The sequence below is a fragment of the Nonomuraea sp. NPDC048916 genome (assembly GCF_040649575.1).
Classification (GTDB): Bacteria; Actinomycetota; Actinomycetes; order Streptosporangiales; family Streptosporangiaceae; genus Nonomuraea.
Window position 1 is genome coordinate 44120 of record NZ_JBEZFS010000012.1, and the last position, 14667, is coordinate 58786.

Consider the following 14667-nt stretch of genomic DNA (forward strand, 5'->3'; position numbering starts at 1 on the left):
CGGCCTTGCCCTGCCGGGTCACGCCGGCGCCGGGCCTTCGACGTCCCGGTCACGGGTGGCGAGGCCGCGGGGCGGTGTCAGGCGGCGAGCGTCTCGGCCAGGATGTCCACGAGCACGGCGGCCTGCGAGCCGTCCTCGTCCAGGTCGGGGTCGAAGATCGTGATCTGCAGCCCGGCGGCTCCCGGCAGGTCGAGCAGGCCGCGCAGCAGGCTCACCAGGCCGGCCGCGTCCAGCCCGTCCGGGGTGGGCGAGTCGACGGCCGCCAGCACCGACGGGTCCAGCACGTCGGCGTCGACGTGGATCCAGAAGCCGTCGAGGTCGTCGCGGACCAGCACCTTCCTGGCCGCCTCCAGGCCGCCGATCCGCGGGTCGGTCACGTAGGCGATGCCGGTGTGGGAGAAGTCGCGCAGATCCTCCTCGTCCCGCACGCCCAGCACGATCACGTCCTCGTCCCGGACGTACGGCCGCAAACCGTCGATGTCCGTCAGGTAGCCGTCACCGCGCCCGGTCGCCAGCGCCAGATCCTCCCCGGCCGCCGAACCCACGTGCGGGGAGTTGCCCAGGTGCCGGAAGTCGGAGTGGGCGTCCAGGTAGGCCAGGCCGTAGCGGCCCGCCCTGCGCAGCGCCAGCGCGGGGCCCAGCAGGATCGAGCAGTCGCCGCCCAGCACGACCGGGAACCGTCCCGCGTCCCTGATCTCCGCGAGCCGCTCCGCCAGCCTCCTCGCGTAGCGGGCGATGGCCTGGCCGTTCCTGACGCCGTCGCCCGGCTCCCACGTGGCGACATACCGGGGCGGCACCACGGCTCCCGCGTCGCTCGCCCCGATCCGCTCCAGCAGGCCGGCGTCCCTGAGCGCCCACGGCGCCTTGTAGCACCCGGGGACCACTCCCTCGGCCGGCGGCCGCAGCCCCAGGTTCGACGGGGCATCGAGTAGGGCCGGCCGTCTGTCAGTGGTTACAATGCTCATAGTCCTGACGGTAGCAAGAGGAGGCTCGATGCGCCAGTTGGCCGAAACGGGATCGGTGGCGTTGGACCTGGCCAACACCTGGGACGAATACCTCGACTCCCCAGAACGTCTGCCCGACCTCGCCGCCCTACGCCGCTACTGCCAAGAACTGACCCCGGACCAGCCCAGGGAGGACGCGTCCGCGTCGGATGTGCCGGACTTGTCCGAGACGTCAGGGGTGTTGGACGTGGGGGAGGACGATCTGGTCGCGGTGCGGGCCGTGCGAGACCGGTTGCGGGCCGTGCTGGCCGGTGAGCCGCGAGAGCGGGCGCGCGAGCTGGCGTCGTGGGTCGCCGAGCTGCCGGTGCGCGCGGCCGTCGAGGACGTGGACGGCGTGCCCCGGCTACGGCTCGCCGCCTCGGACGGCGCCGACCTCGCGGAAACACTCGCCGTACGCGCGATCCGCGAGCTGCTGGACCTCGCCGCCGACGGCGACTGGGCACGGGTACGGCTCTGCGCGGCCACGCCGTGCCGCGACGCCTTCGTGGACCGCAGCCGGCCGGGGCGGCGCCAGTTCTGCTCCACCCGCTGCGCCAACCGCGCCCACGCCGCCGCCTCCCGCGCCCGCCACAGATCCTGAGCCGCATCGTCCCGCATCGAGCAACCCTGCCCACGGACGGCGACTTGGCCGGAACACCACCCACGCCTGGCCACGACGAGCACGGTTTGGGTGATGTACGGCGAGACGGTGGTCAGGTCATCCAGATCAACGATCTTCGGCGGCCAATACCCGACGTCACATGCGCACGTAGTGCTCGATGTCTTCTCGGAACCTGGCGAGGGCCTGGTCGGTGAGTGTGGGACGGGTGTCAGCAATGGCGGCGAGGTAGTCCTCGGTGCTGGCCGGGGCGCCGAGGCGGTGGACGACTTCGCGTTCGAACGCGGCCTGGGCGCCCTTACGGGCGGCGAACTCGATGTCGGCCGGGGTGAACATCTCGCTGGCCGCCACCAGCCGGTGCAACTCGACGCCGCCGGCGGCGGGGCCGAGGTAGCGCTGCCAGATCGCCGCCCGGGCGACCGCATCGGGGGGACCGACGGGAATGACGTAGTCGAACCGGCCGGGGCGCAGGAACGCCGGATCGAGCGAGCGCACGGAATTGGTGGCACAGATCAGCAGGCGGTCAGTGTGGTCGCGGAAGCCGGGAATCAGTTTGAGCAGTTCGTTGGTGACTCCGTGGCCTGGATCGACGGCCACGCCGGAGCGGACGCCGGCGATCTCCTCGACTTCGTCGATGAACAGCACAACGGTCTCCAGCTCGGCCAGATCGGCGAACGCGTCCCGCAGCGAGGTGGCCAAGCCCCCCGCTCCCGCCGACGCGAGCCGGGAGGGGAAGAGCTCCACGAACGGCCACTCCAGCCGGGAGGCGACGGCTTTGGCGAAGCTGGTCTTGCCGGTACCCGGCGGGCCGAAGAGGATGACCGCCTTCGGCGGCGTGACCCCGTACCGCTCGGCCAGCGCGGGCTCGGCCAGCGGCAGCACGATCCGCCGCTCGATGGTTTCCTTCTCTGGCTCCATGCCCCCCAGGCTGTCCCACAGCCCCCGGGGCAGGACCCGCCCGCCGAGTTCGGCGAGCAGACCCGCATCGCTCGCACCGAGATGCTCGACCTTCTCATAAAAGATCAATCCGGCGCGGGTGAGGAAGCCGGAGTTTTCCAGGGCCGTGGTTCCGGTCGCCCCCGGGGGACGCAGCGCGCTGATCCGGCGTATCCCCTGTCCCCGCAGGCGCCGTTCAAGCTCGCCGATCAGGGCGCTGCCGATCCCGCGGTTACGCCACATCCCCGACAGCGCCACCAGCGTGATCCAGGCCCGCTCGCCCTGGGCCTGCGCCACTGCCATGCCCACCATGTCATCGCCGACCACCGCGACTATGGCGAACTCGCCGGCCCGGGCCGCGGCCATGACCTCAGAGATGGGAAACACCGGAGGCGAGTCGTCCGCCTGCCGGTCCTGATCCCACAGCTGGATAGCGCGGTCCAGATCGTCGTCGTGGAAGTCCCGCAATCGCCACGCCGGCATCGTTACCCCCTTTGTCGACAAGCCGCCGCCACCCCCCGACGCCTGGCGACGCGCTACCGCGGCGGCATGCTGCCCTACTCGTTATTCTCCCCACCGATCAGACACTCATCGAACGGGCCAGTGCCTGCCGCCGACGCCAACGGCCGCAATCGTGCCCACATGGCGTAGCCGGGAACGTCAAGCCGTGGCCGCGGGCCGGTGTCAGGCGGCGAGCGTCTCGGCCACGATGTCCACGCCGAAGGATGACGCGTACGGACCGTGAGGCGCTTCAGGCCGGCGACGCGGCGCTTTCGGGTAGCCCGAGCCGCGCCGCGAGTTCGGCCGCGGCCGGTGATCCCAATTCCTGGTAGAGCCCGTAGGCCTCCGTCAGCAGCCCTCGCGCCGCCGGGTCACCCGCCTGTTCGGCCGCGGACGCCAGGGAGACGAGAGCACGGGCTCGCAGGGCCGGCACCTGCTCTTCGGTCCAGAACTCCAGGGATCGCCGGAGGCGGCCGGCGGCCTCGGTGGAACCACGGCGGACCTCGATCTCGCCGAGGCTCAACTCGGTGAGCGCCAGCCCCCAGGCGTGTCCTCCTTCACGGAACACGGCCGCCGCCGCGGCCAGCGTCTGCTCGGCTTCGGCCAGCCGGGAGTCTTCCTGCGCGAGCGCCTCGCCCAGCACCCGCAGGCTCTGGGCCGCGCCGATCCGGTCGCCGATCCGCGCGAACAGGGCGGCGGCCTGCCGGGCGGTGAGTTCCGCTTCCCGCGCCTGGCCACAGGCCACGAGCGCACCCGCGAGCCCTCGCAGGGCGAACGCATGGGCGAACCGGTCGCCGCAGGAGCGGGCGACGCGCAGTGCGTCGCGGATGGTGGCGACGGCGCCGGCCAGGTCGCCTTGCTGCCGCTGGACGAATCCGAGGCTGGTGAGCGCCATGACCTTGGTGGGCTTCCTGCCGGCACGTCCCAACTCCTCCGCGGCGTCCCGCAGGTCCAGCTCGGCCTCGTTGAGCCGGCCGCTCAGGCTCAGCACGAAGCCGATGTCCTTGCGAGCCATGGCGGCCCCCGCCGGATCCCCCATCTCCTTGGCCAGCGCCCGCGCCGCCCGCAGCGTCGACACGGCCGCCTCAAGGTCATCGAGCTCGACCAGGCAACCGCCGAGCCCGCGCAGCATCGCGGCCTCGCCGGGGCGGTCACCGGCTCGCCTGCAGGCGGCCAGCCCGGATTCCATGGCCCGGCGCCAGTCTCCGTAGTAGGCGCGCAGCTCGTAGAAGTCGGCGCCGCATCCGGCCAGGCCACGTGCGGCGTGCGCCAGGCCCGCCTCGGCACACGCCGACACCAGCACCGCCAGCGCTTCACGTTCGGCCTCGAACCATTCGACCGGACGGCCGGTGGCGACGGCGACCGCCCGCTCGTCGGCGACCGTCGCCGGATGGCCGCTCCTGTCGTCGAGGTGGAACCGCTCGCAGTCCAGGTGGTCCTGGGCGTGCCGGGCGAGAGCCAGCCAGCCGGTGGCGGCCCTGGCCAGCGCATCCCGCCACGCCGTCTGGTCGAACTCGGCTTCCCGGCGCTCCTGGGCGTACAGCCTGGTCACGTCGTGGAACCGATAGCGTGACTGGCCCGCCTGGTCGAGCCCGAGATCCTCCAGCAGTCGTGCGTCCAGCAGTTCCTCCAGTGCCGCGGCGCCCTGCGCCGGCCCGACGTCCAGGAGCGCGGCCACCGGCCACTCCGGGAACGACGGGACACTGAGCGCCCCGAGCAGGGCGAATGCCCGGGCAGCGGCCGGTGTGAGCCCCCGGTAGGTGAGCTGCAGCCCGGGACGTACGGCCAGATCGCCGTGGCGCAGCTCGTCGAGCCGGCGCCGCTCGTCGGCCAGCCGTTCGGTGAGGGTTCCGAGCATCCAGTGTGGCCGCGCGGCCAGGCGCGCCCCGGTGATCCGCAGTGCCAGCGGCAGGCCGCCGCAGGCGGCGACCAGATCGGCCGCGGCCGAGGGTTCGGCTCGCACCCGTTCGGCGCCCGCCACCTGGCAGAGCAGCTCGACGGCCACCGGATCGGGCAGCGGACGCAGGTCCATCGCGGTCACCCCGGGAAGCCCGGTCAGCGGCATCCGGCTGGTGACCACCACCGCGACCCCTTCGGGGGGCAGCATCGGCTCGACCTGGTGGTATCCGGTGGCGTCGTCGAGGATGAGCAGTATCCGGCGTCCCGCCAGCCGGGCGCGCAGCAGTCCCGCGCACGCGTCCACATCGGTGGGCAGAGCCGAGCCGTCCAGGCCGAGCAGCCGCAGGAGATGGGCCATCACGTCGAGCGGCTTGGCCGGATCACCAGTGACGCAGCGCAGTGCCGCGTACAGGTGCCCATCGGGGAATCGTGCGGCGAACCGATGTCCGGCGTGCACCGCCAGTGCCGTCTTGCCGACGCCCGGTGGCCCGGAGATCACCGCCAGCCTCGCGCGGTGAGAGGCCGGGTCGAGCGCCTCGCCCAGCAGGGCGAGTTCGTCACCGCGGCCGACGAAGTCGGAGAGATCCGCGGGCAGTGTCCACGGTGGCGGATCGGCGGCGCCCGCCGGCGCGCGCCGCGGGGCACTGCTGCCGGTCGGCCTGGCACGGCTGGCCCAGAAGAGCGCGCGTCCGGCGCTGACGAACTCCTCGCGTTCCTCCCCGGACAGTTCCAGCGCCGTCGCGAGGTGTTCGAGCGTGCCCGGCCGCGGGCTCCGCCCGTTTCCTCGTTCCATTTCGCCGACCGAGCGGGAGCTGATCCCGGCCAGCTCGGCGAGCGCCTCCTGGGTGAGCCGCCGGCGGGTCCGGTGGGCCCGTAGCAACACCGCGAAGTCGTCGACGTCGTCCCCCAACGGGCGGATACCTCCTCGTGATCACGAGTACCTCGGCACCGTACGTCCGGTCCAACGTCGGGGTCAACGTCGGGGTCAACGTCCTGGCCTGGTTTCGGGGCTCGGGTTTCGATGGAATCGGCTGGACCGCGCCGGGCGGGACGGCCGTGGAGGAGGAAGGCATGACCCGTACGATGACCGCGCTCGCCGACCGGATGGTCGGCGTCTTCGCGCCCAAGGCCACCGCCGAGGCGGCCTGTACGAACTGCTTCGAGAAGACCTGCTACTGCAGCGGCCCGTACCTCTACAAGAAGCACTGCTGCTACACGGGTAGCTGCTCATGGTACGAGTGCGGCAGCTGCCGTTACGTCGGTCTCGGCTGCCCCTAAGTGGCCTATCTCGTCCCGGCGTGTCAGGGCCTGCTCGCGGTGATCTTTCTCGCCTCAGCCGCGAGCAAGCTCCGTAGCGGGCGGGCCCTGCGCGCCTTCGCCGCGTCCCTGGCCGCGATGCGCCTGGTTCGCGGCTCCCACGCGAAGCCGGTCGCCGTCGCCTTCGCCCTCGCGGAGGTGGCCGTGCCGGCTCTGCTGGTGGTCCCCTCCACCCGCGAGGCCGGTCTTGCCGCCGCCGCCCTGCTGCTCGCCGTACTGACCGCCGGTGTGGCCGTGGTCCTCCTCCGCCGCACCGCGCGCCCATGCCGCTGCTTCGGCGCCTCGTCGGTTCCGCTGAGCGGCCGGCATCTCGTCCGAAACGTCCTGCTCACCGTCGCCGCACTGGCCGGGCTCGCATCGCCCGAAGGTCCGCTGCCGCCGGTGGGGGCCTTGGCGGCCGTCCTCGGGGGTGCCCTGGCCGGCCTGCTCGTCGTCGTGATGGACGACATCCTCGCGCTCTTCACTCCCGCACCAACCTCCCAGAGGAGACCCGATGGCCTATCTAGCGATCACGGTTCTGGTCGGACTGCTGGCAGCCACCAATCTGCTGTTCACCGTCGGCGTCATACGCCGGTTGCGTGAGCACACCGCCGAGTTGAAGGCGCTGCGCAGTGGCGCCGCCGCCGGTGACGGTGGCGACATCGCGCTCCCGAGCGGGTCACCCGTCGGTCAGTTCGCCGCGACCAGCGTCGACGACCGGCTGGTCACCCTCGACCTGCTCGGTGACCACTCGATGGTCGGTTTCTTCTCGCCCCACTGTGGCCCGTGCAAGGAGCGGCTGCCCGCCTTCGTGGAGTACGCCTCGTCGCGCCCCGGGGGCCGCGACGCCGTACTGGCAGTGGTGGTCGGCACGGCCGAGGACACCGCGGAGGTGGCCGAGCAGCTCCGGCCGGTGGCCACCGTCGTGGTCGAGCCTGACCGGGGCCCCGTCCAGCAGGCGTTCGCGGTCAACGGATTCCCCGCGTTCGTGCTGGTCGACAAGGGGGTGGTAGCCACCTCCAACTACGACCTCACATCCGTCACCGACCGCGACGCCGTGGTCTTGATGGCCGCGGGCTGATCCTTTCCGCAGCCGATGTCGCTCCGTACGGCCGGGCAGGCGCTGAGGCTTGCCCGGCACGCCGCTCCGGTGCAGATCGCCGCGTATGCCGTGCTGGCGTTCCTTGGCGGGCTCGCGCCGCTGGCGGTCGCCTGGCTGACCAAACTCGTGATCGACCGGCTCGTGGCGGGGACCGTCCGGTGGCTCGACGTACTCGGGATGGCCGTGGCGCTGGCCGCCGTCGGGGTGGGCGCCTCGCTGGTGCCACATGCCGTTCGCTACCTGCGGGCCGAGCTCGACCGGCGGGTGCTCCTGCACGCCACCTCGCGCCTGTACGCCGCTGTGGACCGCTTCGTCGGGTTGCGCCGCTTCGAGGACCCGGCCTTCCTCGATCGGCTCGAGATCGCCCGGTCCAGCGGGACCGCCAGTCCCGGGCTGCTGGTGGACGGAGGGCTGGGCGCCGCCCAGGCGCTGCTCACGGTCATCGGCTTCGCCGGCGCCCTGTTCCTGCTCGGGCCCTGGGTGGCGGTGACGGTCCTGCTCGCCGCGGTGCCGGCACTGCTGGCCGAGCTCGCGTTGAGCCGGCGGCGGGCGGCGATGGTGGCCCGCATCGGACAGGCCGAGCGGCGGGAGATGTTCTATTCCGGCCTGCTCATCGACCCGCAGGCGGCCAAGGAGTTGCGCCTGTTCGGCGCGGGGCCGTATCTGTGGCGGCGCATGGCCCGGGAGATGGGCACGATCAATGACGCGCACCGCCGGATCGACCGGCGGGAGCTCGTCCTCCAGGGCGGGCTCGCGGCGCTCGGCGCCACGGTGGCGGGTGCGTTGTTGTTGTGGGCGGTACGTTCCACCATGGCCGGGACGCTGACCGTCGGTGACGTCGCGCTCGTCGTCGCCGCGGTCGGCTCGGTGCAGGGCGCGGTCGCCGGCCTGATCACCCAGATCGTGACCGTGCATCAGGCGGTGCTGCTCTTCGAGCACTACCTGGCCGTCGTCGAGGCCGGGCCCGACCTGCCCGTCCGGCGTGACCCACTGCCGGCGGCGCCGCTGCGGCGGGGGATCGAGCTACGAGATGTGTGGTTCCGCTACGCCGACGACCAGCCATGGGTGCTGCGCGGGGTGGACCTCACGCTTCCGCTTGGGCGCTCCACCGCTGTGGTGGGCCTGAACGGCGCGGGGAAGACGACCTTGGTCAAGCTGCTCTGCCGGCTGTACGACCCGACCCGCGGGGCGATTCTCTGGGACGGCGTCGACCTGCGCGACCTGGACCCGGTCGAGCTGAGGCGCCGGATCCGCGCCGTCTTCCAGGACGCTGTGGCGTACGACCTCACAGCGAGGGAGAACGTCGCCATCGGCGATCTGTCCGCCCTGGAGGATCTCGGCCGGATCGAGAGGGCGGCACGTCATGCCGGCGTGCACGACGTCCTCACCGGTCTTCCCCGCGGCTACGAGACCCTGCTGACCAGGATCTTCCACCCCGACACCGACCGGGCCGACCCGGACGCCGGGGTGGTCCTGTCGGGCGGGCAATGGCAGCGGCTGTCGATCGCTCGCGGGCTGGTGCTGGAGCGCCCTGACCTGCTGGTCCTCGACGAACCGAGCTCGGCCCTCGACGCGGAGGCGGAGCACGAGGTGCACGCCCGGCTCCGCGAGCACCGGCGCGGGCCGGCCAGCGTGCTGATCTCACATCGGCTGGGTGTGGTGCGCGAGGCCGATCTGATCGTCGTCCTCGACGGCGGGCGGATCGCCGAGCGCGGCACGCATGAGGCGTTGATGGCGCGTGGCGGCATATACGCTCGGCTCTTCGAGTTGCAGGCCGCCGGATACCGTGCGTCGGCGCCGGAGGAGGTCGCGTGACCGCTGTCCTGGCCGGTGCGCTGCTGCTCGGCGGCGTGATCGCGGTCATCGTGCTCCGCCGGCGGATCGTCGTGGTTTCGGTGAGCGGGCTGAGCATGGAGCCGACCCTGCGGCACGGCGATCGGGTGCTGGTGCACCGGGCGCCGAGGGAGACGCCGAGCCGGGGAGATGTCGTGGTGATCAGGGAGCCGGGACCGTGCCGGCCCGGTGACCCGGCCGGTGTCCGAGGCGCCCGATGGGTGGTCAAGCGGATCGCCGCGATACCCGGAGACCCGGAGCCGGCGTTCCTGCCCGCCTGGGCCCGGCACCCCACCGGCGTCATCCCGCCCGGCTGCCTGGTCGTTCTCGGCGACAACGCCGAACTCAGCCGGGACTCCCGTCATTTCGGCGCCGTCCAGGCCGATCGCGTGCTCGGCGTGGCTTCACGCCGGCTCGGCGGAGGCAGACTGTCACCGAACCCGCCGCCGTCCACGGAGGTCCCGGACGGGTCACTCAAGCGGTGATCGGTGCGGTCCGCCCCTTCCCGGTGGGACGGCTGGTAGCAATCGATCTCGCCGACAAGCCGGGCTCAGGGCTCCGTACGCCGTGGCACGTCACCGCAAAGCCCTAGTCGTCGCGCCCCTTGCGACGGATCTTGATCGTGCGCATGTCCGTAACCGCGACCTGCAAGATCTCGTGTGGATACCCATGCGACTCCAGCGCGGCCATCGCCCGTAGGGCGGCGTCGTCCTCGTCGTCGCCGGGCCCGCCGGGCACCTGGCAGCGGAAGGTGAAGGCCGACACGCTCGCGTCGTGGGTGAATCTCCCGGCTTCGGTGTAGGCGGCCCCGCCCGCCGCCATCACGGTGGCCCGGCCGGCGTCGTCGAGCCCCTTGAACTTGCCTCTGATCGTCACTCTGAACACGGTCATTCCTCTCGTACGGCAAAGCCCAGGACTCGCTCACCGAGCAGGCCCCCCACGACGTCCAGCAGCTCCAGCACGGCCTCGGCGATCGCGTCGGGACTCTCGCCCGCCGCCGTCCGCCTGCCGATCTCGGCCAGGACCAGCGCGTGCAGGCAGCCGATGTGCCAGGCGACCGCTCGCGGCAGCGGATCGTCCTTGTGCGCGTCAGTCTCCTCGGCCAGCACGACCGCCAGCGCATCCGTCATCTGGCGGCCGAGGTCCTCCAGCCGGGCGGTCAGCGTGGGCGCGGCCTGCATCATCTCCAGCACGCGCCCGAACCCGGCGCTCAGCCCGACCCGGCGCTCGCGGCCGCGCACCTCCTCGCGGAGGCGCGCCAGCACCGCGCTCGCTGCGGACTCTCCCGGCCGGCGCTGCCGCACGATGTCGGCCAGCCGCTGCGGGGATGCCTCGTCCGGCGGCAGGACCAGGTCCTCCTTGGACTCGAAGTAGTTGTAGATGGTGTTGACCGACACCTCGGCGGCCGCCGCGACCTCGGCGATCGTGACGTGCTCGAAGCCGCGCTTCACGAACAGGCCGATGGCCACCTCGGAGATGCGCCGCCGGGTCTGCCCCTTCTTGCGCTCCCGCAGTCCTTCCATGGATGGAGTCTACTGTGAACTTGAAGGTGATTGCATTTTTGCAATGCGTTATAGTTTTCTCCGCGACATACCCATCCGTCGTCCGTTCACTCAAGGCTGACGACCTGGCGTTGCTCAACCTGATGGACACCCAGACGGCGCACCGTCCGACGGCCGGCCTGGAGATCACCCTCGGCTGGGCGGCGGCATCGGCCGGTTCCATGGGAGATTTCGATGACCAACACGCGATTCCCTGATCAGTACAGCGAAGACGAATCGATGCATGTATCCCGATGTGACCTCCTGCGTTGGCAGTTCGACCTGATCTGGTCCCTGTTCGACTACCATCTGGAACGCCTCGAGTCCGAGGACTTCCTGTGGGAGCCCGCATCCCCCTGCTGGACGGTGCGCCAGGACGCCAACGGGACATGGGAGCCAGACTGGGCAGAAGCCGAGCCCGAGCCCTTGCCCATTCCCACGATCGGCTGGGTGAGCTGGCACATCGGCTGGTGGTGGAGCGTAACCATTGATCATCTTCAGGGGCGAGTGCCTCGCGAGCGGACCCAGATCTCCTGGCCAGGCGACGGGAACGCGGCCATCGCGTGGCTACGCGGCCTCCGCCAGGACTGGCTGACCGTCCTGGACCGGCTCACCGACGCCGACCTTGACGCCACCGCTCCTTTCCCCTGGCACAACGACACCGAGCACACCGTCGCCCACACGGTCGGTTGGGTGAACGCCGAGCTGATGAAGAACATCGCGGAGATCGGGCAGCTCCGGCTACTGCGCTCAGGCTCGAATGGCTCGTAGCGGCCCATTGACTTCTTTGACATCCCAGCGGATCGCCGGCCTGGAGGCGTCCCCTGTCGTGGGCGGCCTTGTGGCGCTTGTAGGGCGTTGCGCGTTGAAATTCGACGGCTGGGAACCCGGCCGTCGCGGGTCAACCCAGGACGCAGGTGTCGAGGAGGCCGGTGCCGATGGCGCAGTCGTCGTCGGAGGCGGTGGAGGGCGGGGGGGCGGCAGGCTGCGTGGGGGGCGGGGTGATGGTCTGGGGCGAGGTGGCGGTGACCGTCACTCGGGGGGTGGGGCTGCGCCGAGGGGTGAGGGTGCGGCGCGGGCCGGCTGTCGGGCCGCTGGTCGGAGCCGTGGTCGGCGTGGGGACCGGTGGGGATACGGGGGCGTTGGCGGGCGGGGTGGGGCCGCACCGCCAGAGGTCGCCGTCGGGGCGGCAGAAGAGGGGAGAGGCCGTGCCAGGTGGGCCGACCGGACCGGGGGAGCCCGACGGCCCGGGGGAGCCGGGCGAACCCGTGGGGCCAGGGCTGCCCTCGGGACCGGCCGGGCCCGGCGTGCCGGGGATGCCCTGGGAGCCGGGGTCGCCCCGACGGCCACGGGGCCCGACCTGTGGCACGCCGCCGAGCTCACGGACCTGGTGGAAGAGGATCTCCCGGTCACGTTGCGCCGCCTGGAGCTCCTCGCCCAGCTCGCGAATCGCGGCCGACACCCAGATGGCCAGCCCGCCGAGGACCATGACGGCCAGCACGAGAACCACGTCTCGGCGGGCGATGCGGAGCTTTGCCACGGGCATCAGGTTGTTCCGTCCATGGTGAGCCAGATCTGGACCAGAAGCGAAACCAGCAGGAGCGCGGCCGGAATGACACCCGCGTAGACGCTCTGCCGCCAGTTGGCCCCGCGTTCGCGCTCGCGCGCCTCCATGCGCGTGGTCAGCGCCTTGATCTCGCCGTCCAGCCTGCTGGCCAGGCCCGACAGGTCTCGCTCGATCGTGGTGAGGCGGCGCTCGGTGGCGCGTTGCTCGGCGACGAATAACTCCTGGGACATGAACCGTTGGGCGGCATGCTGCAGATCGACGAGACGGCGCGCGAGTTCGCCGGGGGAGGGCTCATCGGGCATGGAGACTCCTGGCATTTCCAAACATGCGAGTCGCCCATGGTAATGGAATGGCTACTTAGCGCGATGCGATTTTTACCTGTCGCCGCGAACGGCCCGTGACAGCACCTCTGTGGTGTCGATCCAGCCCACTCCGCGAGCGGTCCTGACGCGCACCACGTCTCCCTCCGAGAGCAGCGCCCACTGCTCCCCGGCCATGCCGTACGCCTTGAGCTCGCGGCTGGTGCCCTCGTCGATGGCGCACCAGTGGACGTATTTGGGCTGCTCGTCGTTGCCGCCCGACCGCTGCCTGCGCAGCCGTATGATCTGGCCTTCGACCCAGCCGTGGCCGCCGAGAAGCGCGCGGGCGACGGGCACGGCGGCCACCACGAGGCCCACGGCGAAGGCACCGGGCTGGACCAGCCCGCCCGGCCAGAGGTCGAACGCCGAAAGGACCAGCAGCCCGATCCACGTCCAGAAGCCCACGAAGAAGCCCGCGGCCAGACTCCTGCCCACGACGTGCAGCGGCTTCCGGCCCCAGATGAGGCGGGTCGGGTAGCGCACCTCGACCGCGTGCCACATGCCGCCGTAGTCGGACCAGGCGCGCCGGTCGTCGGCGGGCACGCTGACCGGGAGGCTGCGCACCGCGTGAGGCGCGAGACCGAGCGCGGCGACGTAGGCCAGCGGACGGCCCCAGATGGTGACGGCCGCGGCGGGCTGGTCGGCGAAGCGGCCCGCCGCCAGGTGGGCGCGCACGCCCAGCCAGTGGGCCGCCGCCCTGGCCCCCAGCTCGGTGCCGCGCTCGCGGTTGAGCCGGCGCGTCAGGGCCATCAGCCCGAGGAAGGCGAGCAGGCCGGCCCCGATCCCGCCCTCGTGCTCGGCGTCGGCCAGGGTGACGGCGACGGCGATCACCACGGCGGGCACGGCGGCGGCCGCCGTCAGCAGCGCGAGCTGGGCTCGGCTCCAGCGGGCCTGCGACAGGCCCCGCCGGCGCGCGTCGGCGATGACCCGCTTGCGGAAGTCCTTCCACCAGCTCTTGAGGTTGCGCGCGCCCTCGGCCAGCGCCCCGGTGGCGACGACGCCGTCCCGCGAGAGCGATCGGACGTGGTCGTAGACGAGCTGTTCGTACGGGTTCAGCCCGTCGGCCTGACGGAGTCGCACCAGGGACAGCTCGGGACCGATCTCCTCGATCTGGACGATGCCCCTGGCCGCGAGGTCGAGCAGCGTGGCCGCGGCGGCCTCCTCGCACAGCCGCCAGCCGCCGGTGATGAGGTCGACCACGGCGGGCGGCTCGGAGGCGAGGACGCTGGTCGGCGGCACCGGGTCGGCGTCGGGAGTGCGGGTGGCGATCGCCAGGGCGAGCAGGAGCAGCGCCCACAGGGTCAGGGCCGCGGCGGCGATCAGCCAGAGCGCCATCAGAATCGCACCTGAATCGGTCCGCGCTCCTCGCCCGGAGCCTGGAAGTATTCGCGGCCGGCGAACCCGCCGAGGCCCGCGACGAGATTGGCCGGGACGGTCTGGATCGCGTTGTTGTAGGTGAGGACGGCGTCGTTGTAGTACTGCCGGGAGTAGGCGATCCGGTTCTCGGTGGTGGCCAGCTCCTCCTGCAGCTCGGCGAAGTTACGGCTGGCCTTCAGATCGGGGTAGGACTCGGCGACGGCGAGCAGGCCGCGCAGCGCGCCGGTCAGGATGTTCTCGGCGTTCGCCTGCTCGGCTGGGGTGCCGGCGCCGGCGGCCTGGGTGCGGGCGGCCGTGACGGCGGCCAGCGTCTGCCGCTCGTGCCCCGCGTAGCCGCGTACGGTCTCCACCAGGTTGGGCACCAGATCGTGACGGCGCTTGAGCTGCACGTCGACCTGCGCCCAGGCGTTGTCGACGGCGTTGCGCCTGCGCACGAGCCCGTTGTAGACGCCGATGACGCCGATGAGGGCGAGCAACACGAGCGCGCTGATGACTACAACCATGATCACGACGGCCTCCTCAGGGGGTGAATGGGCCCATCTGAACAGGTTTGGCTTGCAGCTCGCTGTACGGTCCGCGGCCGAGGGGCGCGGGGAACTGTCGGTGGCGGCCGATAGCTTCCGATCATCCCCCCCACCGATGGAGGTTCTCGTC

Annotated in this window: 17 protein-coding genes; 8 read left to right on the forward strand and 9 right to left on the reverse strand. The window is 71.7% G+C overall.

The genetic code is table 11. The annotated features are described in order from the left end of the window. Positions 1-77: 77 nt before the first annotated feature. The gene (locus AB0C16_RS14195) at positions 78-965 is read right to left on the reverse strand and encodes an arginase family protein (RefSeq protein WP_357682487.1); all 888 of its coding nucleotides are present in this window, start codon (positions 963-965) and stop codon (positions 78-80) included. A gap of 28 nt (positions 966-993) precedes the next feature. On the opposite strand from AB0C16_RS14195, the gene AB0C16_RS14200 reads away from it, so the two are divergent. Next, the gene (locus AB0C16_RS14200) at positions 994-1584 is read left to right on the forward strand and encodes a CGNR zinc finger domain-containing protein (protein WP_357682489.1); all 591 of its coding nucleotides are present in this window, start codon (positions 994-996) and stop codon (positions 1582-1584) included. 156 nt (positions 1585-1740) lie between these two features. On the opposite strand, the gene AB0C16_RS14205 is transcribed toward AB0C16_RS14200, so the two are convergent. Together AB0C16_RS14205 and AB0C16_RS14210 are read right to left on the reverse strand one after the other, a co-directional pair. Continuing rightward, a complete protein-coding gene (locus AB0C16_RS14205) occupies positions 1741-3021 on the reverse strand; it encodes a GNAT family N-acetyltransferase (RefSeq protein ID WP_357682491.1) in 1281 nt (426 codons plus the stop codon). Positions 3022-3289: 268 nt separating this feature from the next. Then, on the reverse strand, positions 3290-5848 hold the full coding sequence (locus tag AB0C16_RS14210; RefSeq protein WP_357682493.1) for a helix-turn-helix domain-containing protein: 2559 nt from the start codon (positions 5846-5848) through the stop codon (positions 3290-3292). Between the two features lie 17 nt (positions 5849-5865). On the opposite strand from AB0C16_RS14210, the gene AB0C16_RS14215 reads away from it, so the two are divergent. Genes AB0C16_RS14215 through AB0C16_RS14235 form a run of 5 tightly spaced genes read left to right on the forward strand, consistent with a single transcriptional unit; the run spans position 5866 to position 9654 of the window. Continuing rightward, entirely contained in the window at positions 5866-6216 is a 351-nt protein-coding gene (locus tag AB0C16_RS14215) for a hypothetical protein (protein ID WP_357682495.1), read from the forward strand. Next, positions 6217-6837 (forward strand): MauE/DoxX family redox-associated membrane protein, encoded by a 621-nt coding sequence (locus AB0C16_RS14220; RefSeq protein WP_357682497.1) that lies wholly within the window; start codon positions 6217-6219, stop codon positions 6835-6837. Beyond that, positions 6830-7315 (forward strand): TlpA disulfide reductase family protein, encoded by a 486-nt coding sequence (locus AB0C16_RS14225; protein ID WP_357682499.1) that lies wholly within the window; start codon positions 6830-6832, stop codon positions 7313-7315. Before AB0C16_RS14220 ends, AB0C16_RS14225 begins: the two co-directional genes overlap by 8 nt. A 15-nt stretch (positions 7316-7330) precedes the next feature. After that, positions 7331-9151, forward strand: coding sequence for an ABC transporter ATP-binding protein (locus AB0C16_RS14230; protein ID WP_357682501.1), 1821 nt, complete (start codon positions 7331-7333; stop codon positions 9149-9151). Beyond that, entirely contained in the window at positions 9148-9654 is a 507-nt protein-coding gene (locus AB0C16_RS14235; protein WP_357682503.1) for a S26 family signal peptidase, read from the forward strand. Before AB0C16_RS14230 ends, AB0C16_RS14235 begins: the two co-directional genes overlap by 4 nt. 103 nt (positions 9655-9757) lie before the next feature. Here the strand turns inward: AB0C16_RS14235 and AB0C16_RS14240 are convergent, their stop codons facing one another. Both AB0C16_RS14240 and AB0C16_RS14245 read right to left on the reverse strand, forming a co-directional pair. Further along, the gene (locus AB0C16_RS14240) at positions 9758-10045 is read right to left on the reverse strand and encodes a DUF6204 family protein (RefSeq protein WP_357682505.1); all 288 of its coding nucleotides are present in this window, start codon (positions 10043-10045) and stop codon (positions 9758-9760) included. A gap of 11 nt (positions 10046-10056) precedes the next feature. Next, positions 10057-10692: a TetR/AcrR family transcriptional regulator gene (locus AB0C16_RS14245; protein WP_357682507.1), complete on the reverse strand. Its 636-nt coding sequence runs from the start codon at positions 10690-10692 to the stop codon at positions 10057-10059. Positions 10693-10706: 14 nt separating this feature from the next. On the opposite strand from AB0C16_RS14245, the gene AB0C16_RS14250 reads away from it, so the two are divergent. Together AB0C16_RS14250 and AB0C16_RS14255 are read left to right on the forward strand one after the other, a co-directional pair. Then, on the forward strand, positions 10707-10928 hold the full coding sequence (locus AB0C16_RS14250) for a hypothetical protein (protein ID WP_357682509.1): 222 nt from the start codon (positions 10707-10709) through the stop codon (positions 10926-10928). 22 nt (positions 10929-10950) lie between these two features. Further along, positions 10951-11481 carry a DinB family protein gene (locus AB0C16_RS14255; protein ID WP_357682511.1) on the forward strand — a complete coding sequence of 177 codons (531 nt, stop codon included), beginning with the start codon at positions 10951-10953 and terminating at the stop codon, positions 11479-11481. Positions 11482-11611: 130 nt separating this feature from the next. Here AB0C16_RS14255 and AB0C16_RS14260 read toward each other — a convergent pair whose 3' ends face one another. The 4 genes from AB0C16_RS14260 to AB0C16_RS14275 form a co-directional block, all read right to left on the reverse strand. Then, positions 11612-12250 (reverse strand): hypothetical protein, encoded by a 639-nt coding sequence (locus AB0C16_RS14260; RefSeq protein WP_357682513.1) that lies wholly within the window; start codon positions 12248-12250, stop codon positions 11612-11614. Between the two features lie 5 nt (positions 12251-12255). Further along, positions 12256-12579: a hypothetical protein gene (locus tag AB0C16_RS14265; protein WP_357682515.1), complete on the reverse strand. Its 324-nt coding sequence runs from the start codon at positions 12577-12579 to the stop codon at positions 12256-12258. A gap of 72 nt (positions 12580-12651) precedes the next feature. Continuing rightward, on the reverse strand, positions 12652-13971 hold the full coding sequence (locus tag AB0C16_RS14270; RefSeq protein WP_357682517.1) for a hypothetical protein: 1320 nt from the start codon (positions 13969-13971) through the stop codon (positions 12652-12654). Then, positions 13971-14516, reverse strand: coding sequence for a LemA family protein (locus AB0C16_RS14275; protein ID WP_357683046.1), 546 nt, complete (start codon positions 14514-14516; stop codon positions 13971-13973). Before AB0C16_RS14275 ends, AB0C16_RS14270 begins: the two co-directional genes overlap by 1 nt. Positions 14517-14667 lie beyond the last annotated feature (151 nt).